Origin of the sequence: Microbulbifer sp., assembly GCF_036563125.1 — a bacterium.
Lineage (GTDB): Bacteria > Pseudomonadota > Gammaproteobacteria > Pseudomonadales > Cellvibrionaceae > Microbulbifer.
Genome location: NZ_DATCMV010000027.1, coordinates 1 through 26,000 on the forward strand (window position 1 = coordinate 1; position 26,000 = coordinate 26,000).

The 26,000-nt window shown below is 58.5% G+C and carries 18 protein-coding genes; 14 read left to right on the forward strand and 4 right to left on the reverse strand.

Annotation, left to right across the window (positions count from 1 at the left end; all coding sequences use genetic code 11):
• Window positions 1-163: 163 nt before the first annotated feature.
• Window positions 164-1,687 (reverse strand): D-arabinonate dehydratase, encoded by a 1,524-nt coding sequence (locus VIL80_RS01710; RefSeq protein ID WP_332034434.1) that lies wholly within the window; start codon window positions 1,685-1,687, stop codon window positions 164-166.
• Window positions 1,688-2,072: 385 nt separating this feature from the next.
• Between VIL80_RS01710 and VIL80_RS01715 the strand changes: the two genes are divergently transcribed.
• From VIL80_RS01715 to VIL80_RS01775, 13 genes are all read left to right on the forward strand, one after another.
• On the forward strand, window positions 2,073-2,810 hold the full coding sequence (locus VIL80_RS01715) for a FadR/GntR family transcriptional regulator (protein WP_318955507.1): 738 nt from the start codon (window positions 2,073-2,075) through the stop codon (window positions 2,808-2,810).
• Window positions 2,811-3,083: 273 nt separating this feature from the next.
• Window positions 3,084-4,523: a glycoside hydrolase family 28 protein gene (locus VIL80_RS01720; protein ID WP_332034435.1), complete on the forward strand. Its 1,440-nt coding sequence runs from the start codon at window positions 3,084-3,086 to the stop codon at window positions 4,521-4,523.
• 250 nt (window positions 4,524-4,773) lie between these two features.
• Window positions 4,774-7,428 carry a TonB-dependent receptor gene (locus VIL80_RS01725; protein WP_332034436.1) on the forward strand — a complete coding sequence of 885 codons (2,655 nt, stop codon included), beginning with the start codon at window positions 4,774-4,776 and terminating at the stop codon, window positions 7,426-7,428.
• Window positions 7,429-7,628: 200 nt separating this feature from the next.
• Entirely contained in the window at window positions 7,629-10,139 is a 2,511-nt protein-coding gene (locus VIL80_RS01730; protein WP_332034437.1) for a DUF4861 family protein, read from the forward strand.
• A gap of 67 nt (window positions 10,140-10,206) precedes the next feature.
• Window positions 10,207-11,049 (forward strand): 5-dehydro-4-deoxy-D-glucuronate isomerase, encoded by an 843-nt coding sequence (gene kduI, locus VIL80_RS01735; RefSeq protein WP_318955503.1) that lies wholly within the window; start codon window positions 10,207-10,209, stop codon window positions 11,047-11,049.
• Window positions 11,050-11,119: 70 nt separating this feature from the next.
• The gene (locus tag VIL80_RS01740; RefSeq protein ID WP_332034438.1) at window positions 11,120-11,911 is read left to right on the forward strand and encodes a gluconate 5-dehydrogenase; all 792 of its coding nucleotides are present in this window, start codon (window positions 11,120-11,122) and stop codon (window positions 11,909-11,911) included.
• Window positions 11,912-12,127: 216 nt separating this feature from the next.
• Complete coding sequence (locus VIL80_RS01745) at window positions 12,128-13,513, forward strand: glycoside hydrolase family 28 protein (RefSeq protein ID WP_332034439.1); 1,386 nt, start codon at window positions 12,128-12,130, stop codon at window positions 13,511-13,513.
• 28 nt (window positions 13,514-13,541) lie between these two features.
• Window positions 13,542-16,301, forward strand: a complete 2,760-nt coding sequence (locus tag VIL80_RS01750; RefSeq protein WP_332034440.1) for a TonB-dependent receptor — start codon at window positions 13,542-13,544, stop codon at window positions 16,299-16,301.
• A 481-nt stretch (window positions 16,302-16,782) separates the two neighbouring features.
• The gene (locus tag VIL80_RS01755; RefSeq protein ID WP_332034441.1) at window positions 16,783-16,956 is read left to right on the forward strand and encodes a periplasmic nitrate reductase, NapE protein; all 174 of its coding nucleotides are present in this window, start codon (window positions 16,783-16,785) and stop codon (window positions 16,954-16,956) included.
• Between the two features lie 89 nt (window positions 16,957-17,045).
• Entirely contained in the window at window positions 17,046-17,405 is a 360-nt protein-coding gene (locus VIL80_RS01760) for a chaperone NapD (RefSeq protein WP_332034442.1), read from the forward strand.
• A 1-nt stretch (window position 17,406) separates the two neighbouring features.
• The gene (gene napA / locus VIL80_RS01765; protein ID WP_332034443.1) at window positions 17,407-19,911 is read left to right on the forward strand and encodes a nitrate reductase catalytic subunit NapA; all 2,505 of its coding nucleotides are present in this window, start codon (window positions 17,407-17,409) and stop codon (window positions 19,909-19,911) included.
• Between the two features lie 12 nt (window positions 19,912-19,923).
• Window positions 19,924-20,412, forward strand: a complete 489-nt coding sequence (locus VIL80_RS01770) for a nitrate reductase cytochrome c-type subunit (protein ID WP_349257174.1) — start codon at window positions 19,924-19,926, stop codon at window positions 20,410-20,412.
• A gap of 21 nt (window positions 20,413-20,433) precedes the next feature.
• A complete protein-coding gene (locus VIL80_RS01775; RefSeq protein ID WP_332034445.1) occupies window positions 20,434-21,111 on the forward strand; it encodes a cytochrome c3 family protein in 678 nt (225 codons plus the stop codon).
• A gap of 187 nt (window positions 21,112-21,298) precedes the next feature.
• On the opposite strand, the gene VIL80_RS01780 is transcribed toward VIL80_RS01775, so the two are convergent.
• The 3 genes from VIL80_RS01780 to VIL80_RS01790 are packed head-to-tail and all read right to left on the reverse strand — an operon-like array spanning window position 21,299 to window position 24,566.
• Complete coding sequence (locus VIL80_RS01780; RefSeq protein WP_332034446.1) at window positions 21,299-22,804, reverse strand: mannitol dehydrogenase family protein; 1,506 nt, start codon at window positions 22,802-22,804, stop codon at window positions 21,299-21,301.
• Complete coding sequence (uxaC, locus tag VIL80_RS01785) at window positions 22,801-24,216, reverse strand: glucuronate isomerase (RefSeq protein WP_332034447.1); 1,416 nt, start codon at window positions 24,214-24,216, stop codon at window positions 22,801-22,803. Before uxaC ends, VIL80_RS01780 begins: the two co-directional genes overlap by 4 nt.
• Entirely contained in the window at window positions 24,213-24,566 is a 354-nt protein-coding gene (locus VIL80_RS01790) for a hypothetical protein (RefSeq protein WP_332034448.1), read from the reverse strand. Before VIL80_RS01790 ends, uxaC begins: the two co-directional genes overlap by 4 nt.
• A 130-nt stretch (window positions 24,567-24,696) precedes the next feature.
• Between VIL80_RS01790 and VIL80_RS01795 the strand changes: the two genes are divergently transcribed.
• Complete coding sequence (locus VIL80_RS01795) at window positions 24,697-25,641, forward strand: sugar kinase (RefSeq protein WP_332034449.1); 945 nt, start codon at window positions 24,697-24,699, stop codon at window positions 25,639-25,641.
• Window positions 25,642-26,000 lie beyond the last annotated feature (359 nt).

Consider the following 26,000-nt stretch of genomic DNA (forward strand, 5'->3'; position numbering starts at 1 on the left):
TCGGCGACAGGGACGTCGCCGACGCAGCGTACATGGATGTATTCACAGCGGTTTTGAAAACAAATCCCCGGTGCATTGCCGCCACCGCGCCAGCTTCCAAACCACCAATACCAAAGAAACAAAAAACCGGCAAAAGGCCGGTTTTTTTTATTACAGAGCGAGCTTAGACAACAGCCCCAATATGCCAAGGCAAAAACTCGTTATCACCGTAATCGAGTTTCTCACTGGCACTTTGCTCGCCGGAAGCAATCGCCAGAATGTGCTGGAAAATCATCTCTCCGCACTCGGCAACGCTGTAGCGCTTGTCGAGGATGCCGCCGCAGTCGACATCCATATCTTCACGCATACGCTCGAAAAGATTCGAGTTGCTCGCCAGCTTGATACTCGGTACCGGCTTGCCACCAAATGCAGAGCCGCGGCCAGTAGTGAAGCACACCACGTTCGCACCGCTTGCCACCTGGCCGGTGACGGAAACCGGGTCGAATCCAGGGCTGTCCATAAATACCAGGCCTTTCTTGCGCACCTGCTCCGCGTACAGGTAAACATCCTGCAGCGCAGTGGTGCCGCCCTTCGCCTGCGCACCCAGGGATTTCTCCGCGATGGTGGTCAGGCCGCCGGCCTTGTTGCCCGGAGACGGGTTGTTGTTCAGCTCCACACCGTTCATCTCGGTGTAGTGCTCCCACCACTTGATGCGGTCTACCAGCTTCTGTGCAACTTCCGGACTCACCGCGCGGCGGGTCAGCAGATGCTCCGCACCGTAGATTTCCGGGGTTTCTGAATAAATAACGGTGCCGCCCTGGCGCACCAGGATATCCGCCGCCGCACCCAGGCCCGCATTCGCGGTAATACCGGAGTAGGCGTCACTGCCGCCGCACTGAACTGCCAGGGTCAGCTCGGAAGCGGGAATCGGTTCGCGTACACAGGCGTTGGCGGCCGGCAGCATCGCGGTCAGGCGCTCGATACCCGCCTCGATGGCCGCGCGTGTGCCACCCAGGCCCTGAATGGTCATTACCTGGAAGTGGTCGCCTTCCTGAAGGCCGGTTTCGCGCATCAGGCTGGTGATCTGCATCGCCTCGCAACCGAGGCCGATCAGCAGAACACCGGCAAAGTTCGGGTGCACAATGTGGCCGTGCAAGGTGCGCAGCAAGGTCTGGTAACCTTCGCCGGATGTGGACATGCCACAGCCGCTGTCGTGGCCCAGAGCCACAATGCCGTCGATATTCGGGAAATCGCGCAACTTGCCAGTGTCGCGGAAATGGGCCGCGATAGCGCGGGATACGGTAACGGAACAGTTTACGGTGGACACAACCGCGAGGTAATTGCGGGTGCCGGCCTTGCCACTGGCGCGGCGGTAACCCATAAAGGTCGCGCGCTCATTTTCCGGTACCAGAGTTGTGGGTACGTAGTCCTTACAGAACTCGTGCGCAACCTGGTGGTTGCCCGCCTCCATGTTGTACTCGTGCACATGGGTGCCGGGAGCAATATCCTCCCGCGCAAAACCGATAACCTGCCCGTACTTGATCACCGCCTCACCCGCGGCAATAGCGCGCACACAGACCTTGTGCATGGCAGGCACATCCGTGAGCAGGGGCAGCATGCTGCCGCCCCAGTTCACCAGTGTACCGGCGGGCAGGGGGGCCTTGCTGACGGCGACGTTATCGTCTGAATGTATATGTATGAGATCCATCTTGTCCTGACTCCGCTAACGGACTGGCGGTCAGTTGTCGTTATGATTGGTTGCAATCTAACACTATATTGGTAAGGCCGCAATCTGGAGAATAGTAGCTTTTGGTAAGACTGTGAGCCAGATTGCCGTGTTGTGGTGGCTAAACCCCTTCTGCTAAACTGCGCCGAAATAGTTCCGCTACTTATATATAAGCACCGTGTTCGCGAAATTCGGTCAGCAAAGCGGAAACTCCGGATGGGTCAGGCAGGTTTCTGCCGCAGGCGCCACCCGGATACCATTAAAGATGGGTGTGAGGGTGGCGGCGCAGGTTAGGCATGCGTGCGTCCATCGTCAGAAGCACACAAACAAAAGAACAGACGCAGTATTAGCGCAGGAGATTGGTCTGATGCAGGGTGCCAGACTTTACCAACAAGTGGCCGAAAAACTGGCCGCCGCCATCGCCGCCGGTGACTATCCGGCAGGTACCCGTTTGCCCGCTGAGCGCAAGCTGGCGGAGCGCTTTGAAGTCAGTCGTCCCACCGTGCGCGAAGCCATTATCGCCCTGGAACTCGCCGGCTGTGTGGAAGTGAAAGGCGGCTCTGGCGTCTATGTGACCGATACCGAAGCCAGCGCCTTCTCTGCGGGTGAAAGCGATATCGGTGCGTTCGAGATCCTGCAGGCCCGTATGATGTTCGAAGGGGAGGCCGCTGGCCTCGCCGCCCGCGAAATGTCCGATGCGGAAATCAAGGAGCTGGAAGGCATCCTGGAAGAGATGGTCGAGGAAAACGCCTCTGACTCCAATGCCGAAGTGGCAGACGAAAAGTTCCACCTGCATATCGCCCGCTGTACTCACAACGATGCTGTGGTGTCCGTGTGTGATCACCTGTGGAAGCTGCGCAACAACTCTTCCGTATCCGCACGCATTCTGGAAAAGGTGCGTCAGGTCGGCTCCAAGCCCCGGATTGAAGAGCACCGTCGTATTCTCGAGGCCATCAAGAAGCGCGATCCTGAGGGCGCGCGCAATGCCATGCGCGACCATTTGCAGCGCGTGGTGCAGCAGCTGCTGGATGCCACCGAAGCGGAAGCGCTGGAGCAGGCGCGCCGTGAAATGAGCGCCGCCCGTCAGCGTTTCGCAATGCCCTGATCCTGTTTTTCGTTCGCTCGAACCCGAAAGCCGGCCTCTGCGCCGGCTTTTTTGTGCCCGCAAATCCCCGCCCTTCTTAAGGCCGTTAGCCGCTGCCAACGCCCGCCCGGTTGTTGCCCTGCAAAAATTGGTATGACAGTATTGGCGAAAATTTTGTACTGGTCTTGCCAGATGTGCGGGCAGTCCGGTGGATGATGGGGCTGTTGGTGCCGCAACTCGCCGCGGCAAAGCCCACTAAAAGGCCCAGTAAAACAATAAACCCGGGAGGTAATGATGACTGGACTCAACCGGAGAGTATTCCTGCAATCCATGATGGCGGCAGCGGTGGTGCCCGGTGTCTCCGGTCTGCCCATGCAGGCGCTGGCCATGAGTCGCCCGCCCCGGGCCCAGTACAATGGCCCCTGGGCGCAGGTGCCGCAAATTCTGTCCTCCATCAAGCTGCCGGTTATTCCCGCCCGTGACTTCAGCCTCAAGGCGCTGGGCGCGCGCGGCGAGGGGGAAGATGCCAGCGAGTACTTCGCCGCTGCCATCGAAGCCTGTCGCAAGGCCGGTGGCGGTCGCATTGTGGTGCCGGCAGGTAAATACCGCACCGGTCCCATCCACCTGGTTTCCAATACCGAGCTGCACCTGGAAGAGGGTGCGGAGATTCACTTTATCCCCGAGCCCGAACGCTACCTGCCGGCGGTCAAAACCCGCTGGGAAGGCATGGAAATGATGGGCTACTCCCCGCTGATCTATGCCCACCAGGCAGAGAACGTGGCGCTCACCGGCAAGGGGTTGATCGACGGCGGTGCCGACTGCGACACCTGGTGGCCGTGGAAGGGCGAGAACACCAAGTGCGACAACAGCTCCAACGAAGGGGATACCCAGTTCGCCGCGCGCAATCGCCTGATGGAGGAAATGGAGGCCGGTGTGCCGGTGGGCGAGCGTGCCTATGCCGAGAACTCCTTCCTGCGCCCGCCGCTGGTGCAGTTCTATGAGTGCAACAATGTGCTTATCGAGGGGGTCACCCTGGAAAACTCTCCGTTCTGGGTCATTCACCCGGTTCTGTGTGAAAGCCTCACTGTGCGCAACGTCACCACTCGCAGTCACGGCCCCAACTCCGACGGCTGTGACCCGGAGTCCTGTCGCAATGTACTGATCGAAGGGTGCCTGTTTGACAATGGCGACGACTGTATTGCGATCAAATCCGGGCGCAATGCGGATGGCCGCCGCCTGAACATTCCTACCGAAAACGTGGTGGTGCGGAACTGTCAGATGCGCGACGGTCACGGCGGCCTGGTGCTGGGCAGTGAAATCTCCGGTGGTGTGCGCAATGTCTTCATGGAGGACTGCGTGATGAGCAGTCCGCATCTGGAGCGTGGCCTGCGCATCAAGACCAATGCCATGCGCGGCGGTGATATCCACGATATCTATGTGCGCAATGTGACCATTGGGCAGGTAAAGGACGTCATCGTGATCAACTTCTTCTACGAGGAGGGTGACAAGGGCAGCTTCGACCCGAATGTGTATAACATCCAGGTGGAAAACCTGGTGTGCGAGGAGGCCGATCGCGCCTTCCATATCCGGGGCTTCGAGCGTGCCCCCATTCGTGGTCTGCAGATTTCCAACAGCCGTATTGACCAGGCTGCCTCTCTTGGTGTGATCGAAGAGGTGACCGGTCTGACCGTGAGCAACGTCACCATCAATGGTCAGGCCTTTAAGCCCGGCTGAGCCTCCCTCTCCCAACAGGCTTTCCAAATATCTTCAGAAGACAACCAGTGCGGTGAAAACCGCACTGGTTCTGGGGTCTTTGGCGCTGTATTCTTCGAATTGACGAGAAATAAAGCAGAATTAGGTGATTAATTGGTCTGCCAAAAGTTGATAGTTGGTAGTCCATGTGCGAATATCGGCCTGCATTGATAATAAGCGGTAATACCAAAAAAGGTTTTACCAAAATAACGACGAAGCGGAGATGAGAGTCATGAAGACTTTTGAGCTGAAACCACTCACTCTTGCGATGGCCATGATTGCAGTTCCGGCCTTTGCACAAGAATCCACCCCCTCCACCCTCGGCGATGCCAGCCTGGAGGAGATCACGGTAACCGGTAGCTACCGTGACAGCCTGACGAACGCGCTGAACCAGAAGCGCGACGCAGTAGGCAGCAAAGACACAATTCTGGCGGAAGACATTGCTGACTTCCCCGACCTCAACCTGGCCGAATCCCTGCAGCGTATCCCCGGTGTAGCCATTACCCGCGACGCTGGTGAAGGCCGTAATATTTCCGTACGCGGTCTGGGTGCACAGTTCACCCGCGTGCGCATCAATGGAATGGAAGCCATCTCCACCACTGGTGGTGCAGACTCTTCCGGTGGTGCCAACCGCGATCGTTCTTTCGACTTCAATACCTTCGCTTCCGAACTGTTCTCCAACCTGACCGTACACAAAACCACAGCGTCCGAGCTGGACGAAGGTTCGCTGGGTGCGACTGTTGACCTGGGTACCGGTCGCCCGCTGGACATGGCTGACGATTTCACCTTCGCGGCGAACATGCAGTACGGCTACAACAGCCAGTCTGAAGAAGCGAACCCGCGCACCTCCTTCCTGGTCGGTGGCAAGAACGAAGCCGAAACTTTCGGCTGGATGGCTTCCTACTCCTACTCCGATCGCAACATTCTGGAAGAGGGTTTCTCCACTGTGCGCTGGAGCGGCAGTGAGCAAATCGTAAACTGTTCCGCCTGTGCGGATGACGCCGAACTGGCCACTCTGAACGAAGGTTTCCGTCCGCGTATTCCGCGCTACGGCAAGTTCACCCACGAGCAGGAGCGTCAGGGCTTTACCGGTACCCTGCAATTCCGCCCGACCGATCGCACCGAAATCCTGGTCGACTACCTGACCTCCAATTTCGATGCGACCCGCCAGGAAGAGTTTGTTTCCGTAAACATGGCGAACAGCGGTAACTACCGAGAGTTCGATGTAACCGACTACACCATTGACGGTAATGGCACCGTTACCTCAATGACGGTCGATAACTACGACCTGCGTGTTGAGAACCGCTTTGATGTGCTGGAGACCAAATTTGACCAGTTCTCCATCCGCGCTTCTCACGATTTCACCGATCGCCTGCGCGGCAACATGCTCTGGGGAGCTTCCGAGTCCAATTTCAGCAACCCGATGCAGACCACTGCCATCGTTGACGCGCTCAACGTGCAGAACAGTTTCACCTACAACGCCACCACTTCCGGCGGCTCTATCGATTTTGCCGATTTTGATACCAGAAATCCGGCAAATTTCGATTTTGTTGAGCTGCGTCACCGCCCGAATACCGTCGACAATACGTTCGACACCGCGGCATTCAACCTGGAATTCGACCTCAACGACAGCATGACCCTGAAGGGTGGTGTGTCCCAGAAGAGCTTCGAGTTCGACGTATACGAAGAGCGTGCAACTTCCAGGTTCGGCGGCCAGGGCATTACCGGCGCCGATCTGCAGGGCAGCCTGACCAGCAGCAGTGGCATCACCTGGTTCTCTCCGGATGTGGACTCCACTCTGGCGACCTACGCCGACGTAGTAGCTGGCGACCTGTCGCCCCGCGCTCAGGACATTCGCAACGTTAAGGAAGACAGCACCGGTTATTACGTGCAATTGGATTGGAGCTCTGAAGTTTGGGGCATGCCACTGCGCGGTAACGTCGGCGTGCGTCAGGTTACCACCGAAGTCGAATCCAACGGCCTGACCGAGCTCGGTGACGACCTTATCGCTGTTACCGTTAACAACGAGTACGACGATACCCTGCCGTCCCTGAACCTGGCGCTGGATGTGCATGAAGACATGGTAGTGCGCTTCTCTGCCTCTGACGTAATGGCGCGTCCTGGCTTGGGTACCCTGACCCCCGGCGGCCGCATCGATCCGTTCAACGGCGCTGTCAGCTACGGCAACCCGAACCTGGATCCGTTCCGCGCGCGTGCCTACGACGTATCCTACGAGTGGTACTTCAATGACGACGCGGTATTCGCGGCGGCCTACTTCTACAAAGACATCGATTCTTTCATCACCCGCCAGACTGACTCCGGCGTGAGCTGGGCAGAAACCGGCCTCGACGCCTCGCTGCTCACTGGTGAAGGCTATTTCGGTGTGAATGATCCGTGGGATGTGACCCGCAACGTGAATGGTGAAGGCGGCAAGCTGTCCGGTGTCGAAATGCAATACCAGCAGATGTTCTTCGACAACTACGGCCTGTTGTTGAACTACACCTACGTAGATTCAAGAATGAACTACGGCACCGAAGAAGAGCCGATGTATGACGTTCTCACCGGTATGTCCAAGAACACCTACAACGCGACCGTGTTCTACGAAAACGAGGACTTCACCGCGCGTGTGTCCTACGCCAAGCGTAGCGATTACCTGACCCAGTCTCCGGCTGCGGTGCGTAACGGCAATGACAAGGAGTACACCGAAGGTACTGGCAACATCGATTTCGTTGCCAGCTACAACGTGAACGACAACTGGAAGCTGAGCCTCGAAGGTATCAACCTGACCAACGAGCCCAACCGCCAGATGATCGATACTGCCGGACGTATTGTGGTTGACCACACTACCGGTCGTCAGTACTACGTCGGTGCGCAGTACAAGTTCTGATAACGAGCTGTCTGCTTAATCGGGAAGCCCGGCCAATCGCTGGCCGGGCTTTCTGATGAAAAATTTCAAGTTGTACCCAAACGGCCGAGTGCAGGAATCCGCCACGTCTCGTGGACAAGGAAGATTCGAAATCGCACGCGGCCGTTTTTCGATTTAAACATCGATAAAACAGAATAAAACCCGAATTCGTGGAGACGTCTGTGAAACTGTTTGATAAGTCCATTCGCACCTCGAGCCTGAGTGCCCTGGCATTTGCGCTTACCGCTGCCACCCTCACCGCCTGTGGCGAAAAATCTGCTGAATCCATTGCGGACAACGCCCCTGCGGCCGTTGCTGAAAAGCCCGGTGCCATTGCCACCCTTGAGCTTTCCAACCCCTCGGATTTTCCTCGTCTGGACGAAGCGGTTTACCTGAGCTTCTACGAACTCGGCCTCAAGCAGGGTTTTGCATCGCCGATTGCGGTGTGGAACCAGGCGCAACAACTTCCGGTACAGGCCATCGACAAAGATGCCGATGGCGAGAAAGACGGCATCCTGTTCACGGTGGATGTTGCGGTCGATGAAACCGTAACCCTGCGCATCGCCGAAGCCGACGCGGCGGGTGATGCCGCGGCCAAACGCACCCAGGCGGAGATTTCCCGCAAGGTGGGCGGCGAGTGGAAAGAGCGCGAATACCTCGGCGGCAGCTTTGAAAACGTCAGCACGTTAGAGGTGCCGAAGGAGCATACCGACCACTCGTGGTATATCCGCTATGAGGGCCCGGGCATCGAATCCGATCTGGTGGGCTACCGGGTATATCTCGACTGGCGCAACGGTTTCGATATCTTCGGAAAATCCACCCTGGCACCGGTACTGCAGAACGTTGGCCAGGATGGCTTTGATTCCTACCACGAGCCGTCTGATTGGGGTATGGACATCCTCAAGGTCGGAAGCGCCGTCGGTGTTGGTGGCTACGGATTCTGGGATGGTGAAAAAGTCATTCGCGTGAGCGACGTGCAGGACTGGCGCGCCGAGATCACCGAGAACGGCGACCTCTACTCTGCGTTCAAAATCGACTACCTGGGCTGGAAACCGGTGGAAGGTGTGCAGACCGACCTGAGTGCACAGCTCTCGATGCACGCGGGCAGCCGCCTGGTTGAAGTTAATGCGAAAACCAGCGAAGAGCTGGATAACATGATCGCCGGTATCGTCAATCACCCGGGCACCGAGCTGATTGTCGGTGACATGGATATCACCGGTCACGCCTATACCTATATTGGCACCTACGGCGCACAGAGCCTGGACGGTGCCAACCTCGGCATGGCGGTGCTGGCCAAGCGCAAAGCCATCGACGAGGTGACCAGGGACGAGCACAACCAAGTTGCCATCCTGAAGCCGGCGGACAAGGAAATTCAGTACTACTTCGTCGCCGCCTGGGCCAACGAAGTAGAGAGCCGTCACGGCCCGATCACCAGCAAAGCGCAGTTTGAAACCTATCTCCAGCAGGAAGCGGAAAAGCTCACCATGCCGCTGCGACAGCGCCTGACCACCGCGGCGAGCCTGGCGGAAACTCAGCAGCCGCTGACCGCGGACGTGGCGCTGGCGTGGAGCAAGCGCCTGGCGGACTCCGAGCTGCAGCGCAAAACCCTGGATTACGCCTTCGGCGGTTTCGACCATATCCGCAAGCGTCCATCCTACTTCGAGTACACCACCGGCATGGTGATGCAAGCCTACGATGAACTGAACCAGGTTGCGCCGGAAGCACGCTATGCCGATGCAGTGCAGAAGGTGATGGGTTCCTTCGTCAACGAAGACGGCAGCATCAACGGTTACGAACAGTCGAAATACAACATCGACAGCATTCGCTCCGGCACCATGTTGCTGCGTATGTACGAGCGCAACCACGACGAGAGCTACAAGAAAGCGGTCGATACCCTGTTCGAGCAACTGGAACACCACCCGCGCACCTCCGCGGGCGCCTTCTGGCACAAGAAAATTTATCCGCACCAGGTGTGGCTCGACGGCGTCTACATGGGTATTCCGTTCCTCGCCCAGTACGAGCAGTTGATGCACGAAGAACCCAACGTGGATGAAGTGCTGGCGGAATTCAAAGTGGTGCGCGACAAACTGCGTGACCCGCAAACCGGCCTCTACTATCACGCCTGGGATGAAAAGCGCGAGCAGGTGTGGGCCGACAAGGAAACCGGACTCTCCGGTTACCACTGGGGGCGCGGCATGGGCTGGCTGGCGATGGCGCTGGTGGACGTGCTGGATTACATCCCCAAGGAAAACACGGAACAGCGCCAGTACCTGCTGGACATGATCGCCGAGATTGCGCCGGTGATCGAAAAATACCAGGACCCGGCGACCGGTACCTGGTGGCAAATCATGGACAAGCCCGGCGAGCGCGGTAATTACCTCGAGTCTTCCGCCAGCACCATGTACACCTACTTCTTCGCCAAGGCCCTGAATCAGGGTTACCTGCCGGAGGGCAAGTACCTGGCAACCGCGAAAAAGGCCTATCAAGGTCTGCTGGATGAGTTCGTACAGGTGCATGCCGATGGCAGCATCACCATTACCGACATGTGCCAAGTGGCCGGTCTTGGTTTTGGTCGCGACGGCAGCTACAAGTACTACATGAGCGAGCCGATTTACGACGACGACCCCAAGGGTACCGCACCGTTCATTACCTCGGGCGTCGAGATGTACAAACTGCTGAAATCGAAGTCCTGAACAGAACATTGAAATCTATCCGGATTTCATACACCCAGGATTTATCAAAGAGTTACCGGGAAAAATTATGACCACCGTTTTTGACGAGCGTTACTCCAGCCATCCGGCGGACTACGTGAACTACGATACCGAGCGCCTGAGAAAAGAATATCTGGTGCCGACCCTGTTCACCGCCGACACCGTAAACCTGACCTACACCCATGTGGATCGCGTGATCGTCGGCGGCGTCATGCCGGTGGAAGGTGCGGTAAAACTGGAAACCGTGGACGCGCTCAAGGCGGATTATTTTCTCGAACGCCGCGAGCTGGGCATTATCAACATCGGTGCCCCCGGCTGTGTGGAAGTCGACGGTACCCTGTATGAAATTGGCACCAAGGAAGCGCTGTACGTAAGCCGCGGTTCCAAAGAAGTGGTCTTCACCAGCAATGTAAAAACTTCGCCGGCGAAGTTCTACATCCTGTCCACTCCCGCACACCGCGAATTCCCCACCCGCAAGGTTGGCCAGGGCGATGCCCAGGTCATCGAACTGGGTGCGGCGGAAACCTGCAACAAGCGCACCCTGCGCAAGCTGCTGGTGAAGGACGTGCTGGAAACCTGCCAGCTGCAGATGGGTATGACCGAACTGGCCGAAGGCAGCTGCTGGAACACCATGCCGTGCCACACCCACAGCCGCCGCATGGAAGTGTACATGTACTTCAATGTGCCGGAAGGGCAGGCGGTATGCCACTTCATGGGCCCGCCCCAGCAAACCCGCACCATCTGGATGGCCAACGAGCAGGCGGTGATCTCTCCCACCTGGTCACTGCACTCCGGCGTCGGCACCAGCAATTACACCTTTATCTGGGGTATGGCTGGTGAAAACCACGATTACGACGATATGGACAAAGTGCAGCCCAACGAACTGCGTTGATCCATCGAAATGATTGAAATTTTTGCAGGACCCCGCGTGTGGGCTCCTGCGAAAAGATTGGAGTAGATTTATGTCCAAATCCCTATTTGATCTCACCGGAAAACTGGCACTGGTGACCGGTGCCACGCACGGCCTCGGCATGGCGATGGCGGAAGGCCTCGGCAACGCGGGCGCCAAGCTGGTGATCACCGGCCACTCCTCCCAGGAAAAACTGGATAACGCGGTTGCCGAGCTGCGCGAGAAAGGCCTGGATGCCCACGGTTACCTGTTCAACGTCACCGACGAAGCAGTGGTGAATGAAATGGTGGCGGTGATCGAGCAGGAGCAGGGCCCCATCGATGTGCTGGTGAACAATGCCGGTATCATCCGCCGCGTACCACTGCTGGAAATGGACCTGGCGGAATGGAACCTGGTATTGCAGACCAACCTCACCGGGGTGATGGTCATGACCCGCCCGGTGGTGAAGCGCATGATCGAGCGCGGTGCCGGCAAGATCATCAATATCTGTTCCATGATGAGCGAGCTGGGACGCGACAGTGTTTCCGCCTACGCCGCAGCCAAGGGCGGTCTGAAAATGTTGACCCGCAATATGGCCACCGAGTGGGCGCGCCACAATATTCAGGTGAACGGTATTGGCCCCGGCTACTTCGCCACCAGCCAGACCGCCCCGATTCGGGTGGATGGCCATCCGTTCAACGATTTCATTATTGGCCGCACGCCGGCGGGACGCTGGGGTAACCCGGAAGACCTGCAGGGAACCGCAGTATTCCTGTCCAGTGACGCGAGCAATTTCGTCAACGGCCAGATCGTGTATGTGGATGGCGGTATTCTCGCCACCATCGGCAAACCCAGTAATGAATAACGCGTAATGCAATATTTGCCGGTGTCCTGCCGGCGGCGGTAAACCCTGTTACCGCAAGGCATATCGGCGCCTCCTGCGCCGGTATGCCTGGTTCCGCTGAAATTTCGATTTTCGATTGCTGATTGTCTAGTTGCTTCCCTCTCAAGTTGTTGAGTGAGAGGGCGGGTGGGCGCCTGCCTGCCCAGAATAAATTTAAAAAATCCTTCGGGAGCAACGATGAATGCGATGATATCCCTACCCCGCGGTCTGCGGGGCATAGTCCTGTGCGCCTTATTTGCCGGCGTCTCCACTGCGGTTTGTGCAAAAAGCTCCAATGCCGTTGACAATGACTGGAAACTGGCAGAGAAAATTGTTGCCGGTATTCAGGCACCGGTTATTCCCGCGCGCGAATTTTCCGTCACTGATTTTGCTGCGGATGCCAATGATGTGCGCCCGGCGATTATTGCGGCGATTGATGCAGCGGTCAGCGCCGGTGGAGGCCGTGTCGTTATCCCACCCGGTGAGTGGGTCAGTCACGGTCCCGTGGTTCTGCAGAGCCGTATTGAGTTACATCTGCGGGAAGGTGCCGTACTGCGCTTTTCCGCAGATCCAGAAGACTATCTGCCAGTGGTGAAAAGCCGCTGGGAGGGTACCGAGCTTTTCACCTATTCTCCGCTGATCTATGCCAGTCATGTCGAGGATGTCGCGATTACCGGCACCGGCATCATCGACGGCAATGCGGACAGCCGATTCAAGAGCTGGCACCCACAGCAGAATGCGGATATGCAGCGTCTGCGGCGCATGGGGGCCGATTCCGTCCCCGTCGAGCAGCGCATTTTTGGTGAGGGCACTTTCCTGCGACCGCCGCTGGTTCAGTTCTTCCATGCCAGGCGCGTATTGCTGCAGGATTTTACCGCGCTCAACTCCCCGTTCTGGGTCAATCACATTGTCTATACCGATCACGCCACGGTGCGCGGCATTCGTGTGGACAGTCACTTCCCCAATAACGACGGCATCGACATCGAATCCAGCAGTAATGTGCTGGTGGAAAACAGCTGGTTCCGCACCGGCGACGACTCCGTGGTGGTCAAATCCGGGCGCGATCTGGACGGCCGCAATATCGGTGTGCCGAGCCAGCGCATAGTGGTGCGCAATAACGACATGGGCGGGGAAGACGGCATCGCGCTGGGCAGTGAAATGTCCGGTGGTATTCGCGATGTATTTTTTACCGACAATATCCTGCGCAAGGGCATTTCCGCATTTCGCTTCAAGTCCAATCTGGACCGCGGTGGATTGGTGGAAAATGTGCGCCTGCGCAATCTCACGGTCGAGTCCTTCGACAGCCTGTTCTGGTTCCAGCTCAATTATCCCGGCGAACTTGGTGGCTTTTTCCCGTCCACCTATCAGGACATCGTGTTTGAAAATATTCAGGTGCAGGAAGTGGGTACTTTCCTTGAGGTACACGCGCCCGATGCCGCCCCGCTGAAAGATGTAGTGTTCAGGGATATCCATGTCGAGAAGGTGGCTACACCCCTTGTCATCGAGAACGCGGTCAATCTGAAGTTTGAAGAAGTAAAACTTGGCAGCCAGCGCATAGACGGCGTCTTGAGCTGGCGAAAATAATCGAAGAGAGAGTAATGGAGCGTTAGTAATGAGCAATTACAAAATAAAACCGCTTGTTCTGGCCATGGCACTGGCAACCCCTGCGTTTGCGCAGGAAGCGGCTGAGGAAGTAACCCAGCAACCTGATCAGCAGGGTCAGGTCCTGGAAGAAGTCGCGGTTACCGGCTTCCGCCAGTCCCTGGAGCAGGCACTGGATACCAAGCGTACCAGTGCCAACAATACCGACAGCATCATCGCTGAAGATATCGGCAAGATGCCCGACCTGAACCTGGCAGAGTCGCTGCAGCGGGTTCCGGGGGTGGCGATCACCCGTGAAGGTGGCGAAGGCCGCAACATCACCGTGCGCGGTCTCGGCCCGGGCTTTTCCCGCACCACCTTGAACGGTATGGAAGTGCCCGCCAGTACCGGTGGCCTGGATACCTCCGGCGGTGTAAACCGCAGCCGTGATTTCGACTTCAACATATTTGCGTCTGAACTGTTCAACCGCATCACCATTCACAAGTCACCGATCGCGTCCGTGGAAGAGGGTGGTCTGGCCTCGACCGTGGAGCTGTCCACCGCGCGTCCGTTTGACAACCCCGGTCAGCACTTTTCCTTCGGCGGCCAGATGATGGTCGACAGTTTTGCCGAGAAAGAGAGTCCGCGTTTTGTGGGCCTCTACAGTAATACCTTTATGGATGACAAACTGGGTGTGCTGGTGAGCGCGGCTTACTCCGAGCGCTCCGTGCGTCAGGAAGGTTTCGGTACCGTGCGCTGGACCAGCCCGTTTGATAACGGCAACCGCAGCTGGGCGGGAACCGATGCCGACGTGATCATCCACGGTACGCCAAACCCCCAGGCGAACTACCCGGATGACGACATCAAGGCGGATGAAAAACTGGATTACATGTGGGCGCCGCGTCTGCCGCGTATGGACTCCTTCAACCGCGAGCAGGAGCGTCTCGGTCTGACCGGTTCTCTCCAGTTCCGTCCCAGCGATTCCATGGCATTCAGCCTGGATGTACTGAACTCCAACCTGAAAGCCGACGTAACCTCTTACAACTACTTCGCGCAGTTCCGCAACAGCTTCAACGGAATCACTCCGCTGGAAGTGACGCTGGATGAGAGCGGTCGCAATATCGTAGCCGGCACCTTTGCAGGCGTGAAGCCCCGCTCCGAGAGTCGCGGCCAGTTCAGCGAAACCGACTTCACCCAGGTGGTACTGTCCGGTAAGTTCGATCTTACCGAAAACGTGGTGCTGGATGTGATGTACGGCAATGCGGTGTCCAAACATACCGAAGACCAGCTGCGCTTCAACATCGAAGCCCGAGACGCGTCCACCTTTTCCTACTCCTTCCTGGAAGATGGCGATATCGCGGAAATGTCCTACGGCTTCGATATCCTGAATCCGGACAATTACGTGTTCTCCGGCCCGACCCTGCGCCGCGACGTGGTCGAGCGCACCAATGACACCGTCCGTGCCGACCTGACCTTCAATGGTGACAGCTCCGTGCTGAAAACCGGTCTGATCTGGAACAGCCGGGAAGTGGATTCCGAGCGTTGGGATCCGACCAGAGGCACGCTCAGCAGCCCCACGCTGACCGCCGCGCTGACCACACAGTTGGCGAACGAGATCAGCGGGTTTGGCAGCGGCATCGATTCGCCTTCAGGCTTCCCCACCAACTGGCTGGTGAACGACTTCAATGCGACCAAGCAAGCCTACGGCGTCGGTCAGTGGACGCTGAACGACAACGACTCCAGCACCTACAACGTGGTGGAAGAAACCCTCGGCGGCTATGTCGAAGCAACCGTGGAAACCCAGCTGCTGGGCCTGCCGCTGACCGTCAACAGTGGTCTGCGGATCGTGGAAACCTCCACCGACGTGGGCAACCTGCCGGAAGACAGCTACACCGAAATCCTGCCGTCCACCAACCTGGTGCTGGAGCTGCAGGAAGACCTGCTGCTGCGTGTGGGCCTCGCGCGTAACTTCGCGCGTCCGGGTCTCGGCGGCCTGGCGGCGACTACCGTGACCCCGGTGCGCGGTACCGTGAGTGCGGCCAACCCCGAAGTTGAGCCGATGCGCGCCGACTCCGCGGACGTGAGCCTGGAGTGGTACTTCGACGCGGAGTCCGTGCTGGCGCTGACCGTATTCCACAAGCAGATCGACAGCTTCCTCACCAGCGTTACCGTGAACGACCAGGAACTGCCGGCCGAACTGGCTGCGATCGTCGCCGCCCGTCCGGAATACGATCCTGCCAGCCCACTGTATGACGCGAACGTGGAAAACCCCTACAGCAGTGGCTGGGACATTACCACCACTGTGAACGGTGAAGGGGCAACGGTGGATGGTTACGAAATTTCCTACCAGCAGCCGCTGAGCTTCCTGCCCGGCTGGGGCAGCAACTTCGGTGTGCTGGCCAACTTCACCCACGTGAAGTCCAATGCCGAGTACGGCAATGGCGTGCGCGGTCCGCTGGAAGGTTTGTCGGAGAACAGCTACAACTTCGGTGTTTACTACGAAGAAGATCGCTTCGGTGCCCGCGTGGTGGTCAATGACCGTGACGACTACGTGACTTCCGGAACCGGCGGCGAAGGCAACGCGTCCTTCGCCACCACCGGCCCGACCCGTGTGGATATGTCGGCGTTCTACGATGTAACCGACAACATCAAGGTCAGCCTGGAAGCGATCAACCTGACCAACGAAACCGAGCGCCTGTACACCACTGGCCCTATGGGTGATCAGGATCTGGTGCGTGAATACAACAGCACCGGTCGTGAAGTACTGCTTGGCCTGCGGGTGAATTTCTAACCCGCCGCAACGCACATCGCGTTCCGCGCCCGGTGTGGTTTCCGGTCGCGGAACGGATGGTTAGGTGACGCTATCCGAGATTCTGGCGGCACCGAACGCAGTTGGTTGTATTCTCGTTTCCGCTTATTTTTTGCCGGACCCTGGTCCGGCATTTTTTCGGGGGAATTTACTCCCCCGTCCTTTTCATCCTTCTCCCGATCTCAATACGCTTACGCTGCCATTTTCCACTACAGCTGGTTTTCCCTGTTTGTCGGGCTCGCGGCGGCGTCAGGGGAAATAGCATATCTAAGGCGAAAATATTGCCGCTAGATGCCCAGTGCTTTCTACACTCTAGATATATGGCCGGCAATGGCGCCGGACTTTACCTGTTTGCATATGCCCGGGGCGTAAAGGCTGTTTTTCCCTTGGATGTCGCTGCCGAGAGCAATTGTCATATCCAAAGCGCCACTGATTTCATTTGGTAATGAACAGGGAGAATTCCTTGGCACAACAGAACCCCATGGCCACCTCGGAACAGCGCCGCCGCGAAAGACGCCTGGTGCTGTTCATCCTGATATTTCTGTTCCCGATTCTTGCCATCGCCATTGTCGGTGGCTACGGATTCCTGGTGTGGATCTTACAGATGATCTTTGGTCCCCCGGGGCCGCCGGTCTGAGTCTCCCCGTAAACGGCTCAAAAAAGTGGTCAGCATTTATTGGATTGCAAACTTCCGGCGCCTCGCCGGAGCGAGCGAGTAAACGGACTATGCCAGAGCAGTGCGCACAGAGCGGCCAGGTCACCGACAACCCATCCCTGCATATCGTCAGCCTGATCGTACATGTGCGACCACAGCAGCTTGCTTCCGTCAGCCACTGGATGCACGAGCGCCCGGACCTCGAAATTCATCTCGGCAACGAAGAGGGCAAGCTGGTGGTGGTGGTGGAGACACCAGACCAATTTCAGATTAATGAAATTATTGAAGCCATCAAGGACCGTGCCGGTGTGCTGAACGTGGCGATGGTTTATCACGAAGAGCTGACGCTTGCGGATGCGGACGATGTGCTGGTGGAAGCGGCGGCCGCAGCGACCGTTGAGCAACCGGTGAAGATTGTGGGAGAAGGGTGACATGGCGATCACGCGCAGAGAATTTTCCAAGGCGAGTGCAGTGGTGGCTGCTGCGGCGGCTGCAGGATTGGCTGTTCCCGCCAGGACCCAGAACCTGGTAAGCCAGGGGGCCGCCAACGAACTGCAGTGGAGCAAGGCCGCCTGCCGCTTCTGTGGCACTGGCTGCAGTGTGATGGTGGCCACCAAGGACAATCGCGTGGTTGCCACCCACGGCGATATCAAGGCGGAAGTGAACCGCGGTCTCAACTGTGTAAAGGGCTATTTCCTGTCGAAAATCATGTATGGCAGCGATCGGCTGATGAAGCCGTTGTTGCGCATGAAGGACGGCAAGTACGACAAGAATGGTGACTTTGCCGAAGTGACCTGGGACCAGGCATTCGACATCATGGAGCAGAAATTCAAGCAGGCCATCAACAACCATGGGCCGGATTCGATTGGCATGTTCGGTTCCGGTCAGTGGACGGTGTGGGAAGGCTATGCCGCCAGTAAATTGATGAAAGCGGGCTTCCGCACCAACAATATCGACCCCAATGCCCGCCACTGCATGGCATCCGCGGTGATGGGGTTTATGCGCAGCTTTGGTATCGACGAGCCCATGGGCTGCTACGACGATATCGAGTCTGCCGATGCGTTTGTGCTGTGGGGCTCCAACATGGCGGAAATGCACCCGATCCTGTGGACGCGGGTGACCGACCGCCGTCTCTCCCACCCCGGCTGCAAGGTAGCGGTGCTCTCCACCTATGAACACCGCAGTTTCGAGCTGGCGGACATCCCGATTATTTTCAATCCCCACAGTGATCTGCTGATCCTGAATTTCATCGCCAACTACATCATTCAGAACAACAAGGTAAATACCGATTTTGTAAAAAAACACACGCGCTTCGTGCGCGGCGAAACCAATATCGGCTACGGCCTGCGCGATGAAGATCCGCGGGAACAGCAAGCCAGCGGACGCAACAAGGCGAATACCTGGACCGACATGAGCTTTGAGGAGTATGCGGACTTCCTCAAACCCTACTCGCTGGACCGCGTATCCAAGGAAACCGGGGTATCCAAAGACCGGTTGACGGCGCTGGCAGAACTCTACGCCGATCCCAAAATCAAGGTCATGTCCTTCTGGACTATGGGATTTAACCAGCATACGCGCGGTGTGTGGGCCAACAATATGGCCTACAACATTCACCTTCTGACCGGAAAAATTTCCAGCCCCGGCAACAGCCCGTTCTCGCTCACCGGCCAACCCTCCGCCTGTGGCACCGCGCGGGAAGTGGGCACCTTTTCCCATCGCCTGCCGGCCGATCTGTTGGTGACCAATCCCAAGCACCGCGCCACCGCGGAAAAAATCTGGCAACTGCCCGCGGGCACCATTCCAGAAAAACCCGGCTTCCACGCCGTCGAACAGAGCCGCGCACTCAAGGACGGCAAGCTCAAGGTGTACTGGACCCAGGTCACCAACAATGCCCAGGCCGGCCCGAATCTGATGCAGGAACTGCTGCCGGGGTGGCGCAACCCGGATTCTTTTATCATCGTCTCCGATGTCTACCCCACCACATCCGCGCAGGCTGCTGACCTGATCCTGCCTTCCGCCATGTGGGTGGAAAAAGAGGGGGCTTACGGTAATGCCGAGCGCCGCACCCAGTTCTGGCATCAGCTGGTGAAGTCACCCGGCGAAAACCGCTCGGACCTCTGGCAGCTGGTGGAGTTTTCCAAGCGTTTCAAAACCGATGAAGTCTGGCCGGAAGCATTGCTGAACAAGGCACCGGAATACCGGGGCAAAACCCTGTACGACGTGCTGTACGCCAACGGCAAGGTCAATCGCTTCCGGAATTCGGAGCGCGACGGGGCTTATGGCAACGACGAGGCGGATGCCTTCGGCTTCTATATCCAGAAAGGCCTGTTCGAGGAGTATGCGGAATTCGGTCGCGGTCACGGCCACGATCTCGCGCCGTTCGACCGCTACCACGAGGAGCGCGGGTTGCGCTGGCCGGTGGTGAATGGTGAGGAGACCCGCTGGCGCTTCCGTGAGGGCTATGACCCTTACGTCAAGAAAGGCGCGGAAGTGCAGTTCTACGGATACGAGGATGGGCGCGCGCGTATTTTTGCTCTTCCCTATGAACCGCCGGCGGAATCGCCGGATAAGGAATATCCCTTCTGGTTGTGTACCGGACGGGTGCTGGAACACTGGCATACCGGGTCCATGACCCAACGGGTGCCGGAGTTGTTCAGCGCGGTCCCCTATGGGCTCGTATACATGCATCCGGATGATGCCCAGGCCCAGGGCTTCCGCCGCGGTAGTGAAATCAAGGTGATCAGCCGTCGCGGTGAAATGATCGGGCGGGTGGAAACCCGCGGGCGCGCGCGACCGCCCCAGGGGCTGGTGTACGTACCATTCTTCGATGCCCAGCGGCTGATCAACAAGGTCACACTGGATGCGACCGATCCCATTTCCAAGCAGACCGATTTCAAGAAGTGCGCGGTCAAGCTGGAACTGGTTTCCCTGGCCTGACGGGAGGCGATGATGAACAGCAAGCAGGTTTTTTCACTCGCTGGCGCGCTGATTGTATTGGTGTGCGGGCTGGCCACAGTGGCGGAACAGTTTCCGAACACTCCCGGGCCAGATGGTATCCGCAAGGGCGGCACCCTGTTCGAGGAGCTGCCGGCACCGCAGCTGGCAGACCCGGTGAATGCCCAGGGTCGGCGTGTGCGCGCCTATCCTGAGCAGCCACCCACCATTCCCCACACCATCCGCGACTATCAAATCACCAAAAACAACAATCGCTGCCTGGAATGCCACAACCGCATCCAGACCGCAGTGAGTGGCGCGCCGATGATCAGTATCACCCACTTTATGGACCGGGATTTCCAGGCATTGGCCGATGTGGCGCCGCGGCGCTACTTCTGCCTGCAGTGCCATGTGCCGCAGACCTCGGCGAAATCTTCGGTGGGCAATACCTTCAAGGATGTGGATATTTTGCTGCGCAACCAGCAACAGCAGCCGGCCCAATAAACGCGATCCGGGAATTAAGCGATGATCGACTGGATTAAAGGTTACTGGCAAACACTGAGCCGCCCGGCCACGGCGTTCAGTCTCGGATTCCTGTTGCTGAGTGGGTTTGTGGCCGGGATCATTTTCTGGGGTGGTTTCAACACCGCGCTGGAAGCCACCAATACGGAAAAATTCTGCATCAGCTGTCACGAGATGCGCGACAACGTGTATCAGGAATTAAAGGGCACCATCCACTGGACCAATCGCTCCGGGGTGCGCGCCACCTGCCCGGACTGTCACGTGCCCCACGAGTGGACCCACAAGATTGCGCGCAAGATGCAGGCCTCAAAAGAGGTGTGGGGCAAGATTTTCGGCACCATTAGCACCCGCGACAAATTCCTCGACAAGCGCCTGGAACTGGCGCGTCACGAGTGGGCGCGGCTGAAAGCCAACGATTCCCTGGAGTGCCGCAATTGCCACGACTTTGAATTCATGGATTTCAGTGTGCAGAGTCCGCGCGCGCGCAAGCTGCACTCCACCCAGCTCGCCTCCGGAAATGCCACTTGTATCGATTGCCACCGCGGCATCGCCCACCACCTGCCCAACATGGCCGGCGAAGATGCCTGGGGCCCGGATAACCCCGCGGACGATGCCAGCCGCTTTGGTGAAGGCAATCCATTGAACAAAGAAGAAGGTGAAAAAAAGCCGGAGAGTGAGTGACGGAAATTTCCGGACGCGCATAAAAAATCCCGCGGTGTTAGCCGCGGGATAGAAGGGAAATGGTTTCCAGTGAAGTCCTCAAAGCGAGGGGCTGGAAACTAAGCGAGAAACAAAAATAAAAACGAAAAACTGACAAATACAAACTGTGCCCCGGTATACAAAACGTGGGGCAATCAAACCACTGCAATCAGCCGATATCGGCAAAACTCTCCTGTACGCAGGCCAGCGTGCCTTTGGCATCCAGCTTTTCCAGCCAGCCAGTAACTGCATTGTGCAGGCGCTCACTGTTGCGTAGGTCGTCACCGAAAACCGGGGTAAACGCCAGGAAGGCCGCTGCCAGCGCTGCGTTACCCTGGGGCTTGTACACATCGCACAGTGACTTCAGATCCGCTGCCAGCGGGTCGGAGACCTCGATGGCATTGCCTTTCTCGTCCACCGCAGACACGTAGCGAATCCAGTTCGCCAGCGCGAAACTCAGCACCTCGATGGGACCTTCGTTGGTAAGCTGGTGACGCAGGGTACCCAGCCAGCGCTGCGGAATCTTCTGCGAACCGTCCATGGCGATCTGCCAGGTGCGGTGGCGCAGTGCGCGGTTTTCAAAGCGCTCGATCAACTCCGCCTGATAGGCCGCGATATCGAAATCCGCCGGCACCTCGATGGAGGTGGTGGCCTCGGACCTCATGAAGTGCAGCGCCAGCTTGTTGAACGCGGGCTCTGCCATCACATCCGCCACGGTTTCAAAACCGGACAGGTAGCCGCTGTAGGCCAGCATGGAGTGGCTGCCGTTCAGCAGGCGCAGCTTGATCAGCTCGTAGACTTCCACCTCTTCCACGAAGGTCGCGCCGGCCTTGTCCCACTCCGGGCGGCCGCGCAGGAAATTGTCTTCCACCACCCACTGGGAGAAGGGCTCCGCCATCACCGCCGCCTCATCGCGACAGCCGAGAATCGCTTCCAGCTCCGCGCGGTCGCTGTCGGTGGTCGCCGGCACAATGCGGTCCACCATGGTGGCCGGAGTCGTGGTGTTCTGTGCAATCCACGCCGCCAGTTCGGAATCTACTTTTTCCGCGTACTGCACCAGCACCTTGCCCAGCAGCTTGCCGTTGGAAGGCAGGTTGTCGCAGGACAGCACGGTAAAGCCCGGCAGGCCACGCTCCTTGCGCAGCGCCAGTGCACCGACGATATAACCCAGCGCAGACTTCGGCGCTTGCGGGTTCGCCAGGTCGTGCACCACATCCGGATGCTGCGGGTTCAGGTTGCCGCTCGCCGGGTCGTGGCAGTAACCCTTCTCGGTAATGGTCAGGGAAACAATGCGCACACTTTCCTGGGCCAGCAACTCCAGCAATTGCTGTGGGCTTTCCGGGCCCACAAGCACATCACTCACTGCGCCGACGATCTGCACCTTGGTGCCCGCGTTGGATTTTTCCACCACGGAATAGAGGCCGTCCTGCGGTACCAGCTGATCGCGCACACCGGGTGAGCGCAAGCTCGCACCCACAATGCCCCAGTTTTTTTCGCCAGCGGCGATGCGGTTCTCGGTGTACCACGCCTGGTGCGCGCGGTGGAATGCACCGATACCCAGGTGCACGATGCCGGTAGTGACCTCTCGGCGGTCGTAGGCCGGCTTGATCACCTCGGTGGGGAGGTTTTCGAGAATGCTGTTGTTGAGTCTTTGTTGGTCAATAGATTGACTCATAGCTTGTACGCCTTCTTGGCCAGGTTGTAGGCGAGGTCCGCGGCCAGTTCGAAGGCCTCGTCTTCCTGTAGGCGGTGGTCGCTCACCAGCTGCGCCAGCCACACACAATCCATACGGCGCGCCACATCGTGACGGGCGGGGATGGACAGGAACGCACGGGTATCGTCGTTGAAGCCAACGGTGTTATAGAAACCTGCGGTCTCGGTCACCTGCTCGCGGAAACGGCGCATACCCTCGGGGCTGTCGTGGAACCACCAGGACGGACCCAGCTTCAGCGCCGGGTAGTGACCAGCCAATGGTGCCAGCTCGCGGCTGTAGCTGGTCTCGTCCAGGGTGAACACAATAATGCTCAGGTCCGGCTCGTTGCCCACCGCTTCCAGCAGCGGCTGCAGCGCGTGTACGTAATCGGTCTGGGATGGAATATCACAGCCCTTGTCGCGGCCGAAACGCTCGAACACCACCTTGTTGTGGTTGCGGAAGGAGCCCGGGTGAATCTGCATGACCAGGCCATCCTCGATGCTCATGCGCGCCATCTCGGTCAGCATCTGACCGCGGAACAGCTCCGCATCCGCCGCACTGCAATTGCCGCGGCTGACCTTCAGGAACAGCGCCTCGGCTTCCGCCGCAGACAGGTTCGCGGTGGTGGCGGTGGGGTGACCGTGGTCGGTAGAGGTCGCGCCCATCTTCTTGAAGAACTCGCGACGGTTGCGCAGCGCCGCCAGGTAGCCGGACCAGGTGGAAGTGTCTTCACCGGTGATTTCCGCCAGCTGCGCCAGGTTATCCACAAAGCCCTCGAAGTCCGGATCCAGCACCGGGTCCGGGCGGAACGCGGTGATCACACGGCCTTTCCAGCCGCTGTCCAGGATCTTCTGGTGATGACGCAAGTCGTCCAGCGGGGACTCGGTGGTGGCCAGCACTTCAATGTTGAAACGCTCGAACAGCGCGCGCGGCAGGAACTCCGGAGTCTGCAGGTAGCTGTCGATGCGATCGTAATAAAGCTCAGCGGTTTCCGTGCTCAATTGCACGTCGAGGCCGAATACATCGTGGAACACCGTGTCCAGCCAGGTGCGTGACGGGGTGCCGCGGAACAGGTGGTAATTATCCGCAAGCAGTTGCCAGATCTTGCGCGGGTCCTGCTCAACCGGAGTGCCGTCCTTGGTGCGAATGCCCAGGCGCTCCAGCGCAATGCCCTGGGAGTAGAGCATACGGAAGACATAGTGATCCGGGCGAATCAGCAGGTTGGCGGGGTTGCCGAAAGGCTGGTTGTCGGCAAACCAGGATGGGTCGGTGTGACCGTGCGGGCTGATGATCGGCAGATCTTTGACGCTCTCGTAAAGATTGCGGGCGATGTCCCGGCTCACTTTGTCGGCCGGAAACAGACGGTCGGGATGCAGGATCAGAGGGCGTGTCATTGTGGATGCTTCCAGATTTCGGGTTTGCCATTTGAGGCCGGCTGCTCGGGCTGCTTGTACCGGTGCCGGTCCCGCTTATTGTTGTAAGGTTTTGCTGCCACCGCGAGAATCCGCAGGGGGCGGATCCCTGGCTTCTCATGCCAGCCAGACGAAGAAAAGCCCGGCTCGCTGCCCGGCAAATGACCGGAAAGGGAGCGGGCGGTATGCGCGAAACAAAGGCAAAGGGGTCCAAACCAGCCCCCTTGTGCCCGGTGCGCCAGGCGATGGAGAAAACCGCGATGCTGATTCGAGGTGTGGATCAGCGCCGCTTGTTGCCATACTGCCAAAAATTGGTTATACCAGTCAACCATTCTGGTAAGGCATTTTTTGAGGCACCTTGCCCAAGGCAGTGCGGCATTAAATTGGTGCAGCGGTGAATGATCCCTGCCAATTAGTCTTAACGACGGTTAGATAACGTTTTTCGTGGATTTGGAGAGAAGAGTGAAACTGGCAGCACTGGGAGAAGTCATGGTGGAACTGGCGCCGCAAGCGGTGAGCCAGGGCAGTGGGCAGAAGGCACTGCTGGCGCAGTCCTACGCCGGAGATACTTACAACACCGCCGTCTATATCGCCCGCGGTGGTGTGGATGTCAGCTACGTCACCCTGTTGGGGGAGGATCCCTACAGTGAGGAAGTGCTCACCCGCCTCGCCAGTGAGGGTATCGACACCAGTGCTATCGCGCGCCTGCCGGGCCGCTGTCCCGGCCTCTATATGATCCAGAACACCGCCGACGGCGAGCGCTATTTCACCTACTGGCGCGGTGAGGCACCGGCGCGCGAGCTGTTTGCCGACCCGGCTCGCCGCGAGGTTCTCAAGGACTACCTGCGGCAGATGGACTGCATGTATCTGTCCGGAATCACCCTCGCCATCATGAACCCTGAAGCCCGCGCGGAACTGCTGGCGTTCCTGAAAGAGTATCGCGCCAACGGCGGCCGTGTAGCGTTCGACAGCAACTATCGCCCGCGCCTGTGGGCTTCCGCCGACGCCGCGCGCAGCGTGGTGGCGGAGTTCCTGCAGCAGGCAGATATGGCGCTGCTGACCTTTGAGGACGAGCAGGCCCTGTGGGGCGATGAGCTCCCGGACAGCTGTATCAAACGCAACGGCGATTTCGGCGTGGCCGAGCTGGTAATCAAGCGCGGCGCCGAACCGGTACTGTTGCAGTACCAGGGGGCGCTGATCTCCGTTGAAGTGCCGGCCGTCAGCAGTGTGGTGGATACCACCGGTGCCGGGGATTCTTTCAATGCCGGCTACCTGGCGGCACGCCTGCAGGGCGCCAGCCCGGAAGAGTCCATCGCTGCGGGCAATCGCTGCGCCGCGCGCGTCATCGGCCACCGCGGCGCCATCATCCCGCGTGCGGACTATTTTGCGGCAACGGCTACCTGCTGATCACAACTTCTAATTCGGTTTCCCTGTCGGGACTGGTCAGGCGCAGGCGGTCGGGCAGGGGGCCGCAATTAACGGTCAAAAAAACGTCATTCTGGCGTAACATGCGCCTGCTGGCGCGCGCGAGTCCCATTTCCACCCGCGGGCGCACAGGTTTCGGCGCCATGGTGGCGCCCATGTTTGCACCACTTTAGTGCCCGATAGAGCGCGTCCGGTATTGTGGCTGGATGCGGTAGGCCATATGGGCGGCGAAAACCGAAATCACGGATTGCACCCCCTGACCGGTTGTTGATAGCATGGTATGACCAATTTGGTCTGCCATGACCTCCTGCGCGTCGCGAGCGCGCGAAGCGCAATGTGGC

What these genes read in the sequence shown, in the direction of transcription:
- VIL80_RS01775 (WP_332034445.1), top strand. Translation starts at nt 20,434, where the DNA reads ATGATCGACTGGATTAAAGGTTACTGGCAAACACTGAGCCGCCCGGCC.
- kduI (WP_318955503.1), top strand. Translation starts at nt 10,207, where the DNA reads ATGACCACCGTTTTTGACGAGCGTTACTCCAGCCATCCGGCGGACTAC.
- napA (WP_332034443.1), top strand. Translation starts at nt 17,407, where the DNA reads ATGGCGATCACGCGCAGAGAATTTTCCAAGGCGAGTGCAGTGGTGGCT.
- VIL80_RS01740 (WP_332034438.1), top strand. Translation starts at nt 11,120, where the DNA reads ATGTCCAAATCCCTATTTGATCTCACCGGAAAACTGGCACTGGTGACC.
- VIL80_RS01780 (WP_332034446.1), bottom strand. Translation starts at nt 22,804, where the DNA reads ATGAGTCAATCTATTGACCAACAAAGACTCAACAACAGCATTCTCGAA.
- VIL80_RS01770 (WP_349257174.1), top strand. Translation starts at nt 19,924, where the DNA reads ATGAACAGCAAGCAGGTTTTTTCACTCGCTGGCGCGCTGATTGTATTG.
- VIL80_RS01725 (WP_332034436.1), top strand. Translation starts at nt 4,774, where the DNA reads ATGAAGACTTTTGAGCTGAAACCACTCACTCTTGCGATGGCCATGATT.
- uxaC (WP_332034447.1), bottom strand. Translation starts at nt 24,216, where the DNA reads ATGACACGCCCTCTGATCCTGCATCCCGACCGTCTGTTTCCGGCCGAC.
- VIL80_RS01745 (WP_332034439.1), top strand. Translation starts at nt 12,128, where the DNA reads ATGAATGCGATGATATCCCTACCCCGCGGTCTGCGGGGCATAGTCCTG.
- VIL80_RS01750 (WP_332034440.1), top strand. Translation starts at nt 13,542, where the DNA reads ATGAGCAATTACAAAATAAAACCGCTTGTTCTGGCCATGGCACTGGCA.
- VIL80_RS01760 (WP_332034442.1), top strand. Translation starts at nt 17,046, where the DNA reads ATGCCAGAGCAGTGCGCACAGAGCGGCCAGGTCACCGACAACCCATCC.
- VIL80_RS01720 (WP_332034435.1), top strand. Translation starts at nt 3,084, where the DNA reads ATGACTGGACTCAACCGGAGAGTATTCCTGCAATCCATGATGGCGGCA.
- VIL80_RS01710 (WP_332034434.1), bottom strand. Translation starts at nt 1,687, where the DNA reads ATGGATCTCATACATATACATTCAGACGATAACGTCGCCGTCAGCAAG.
- VIL80_RS01790 (WP_332034448.1), bottom strand. Translation starts at nt 24,566, where the DNA reads ATGGTTGACTGGTATAACCAATTTTTGGCAGTATGGCAACAAGCGGCG.
- VIL80_RS01715 (WP_318955507.1), top strand. Translation starts at nt 2,073, where the DNA reads ATGCAGGGTGCCAGACTTTACCAACAAGTGGCCGAAAAACTGGCCGCC.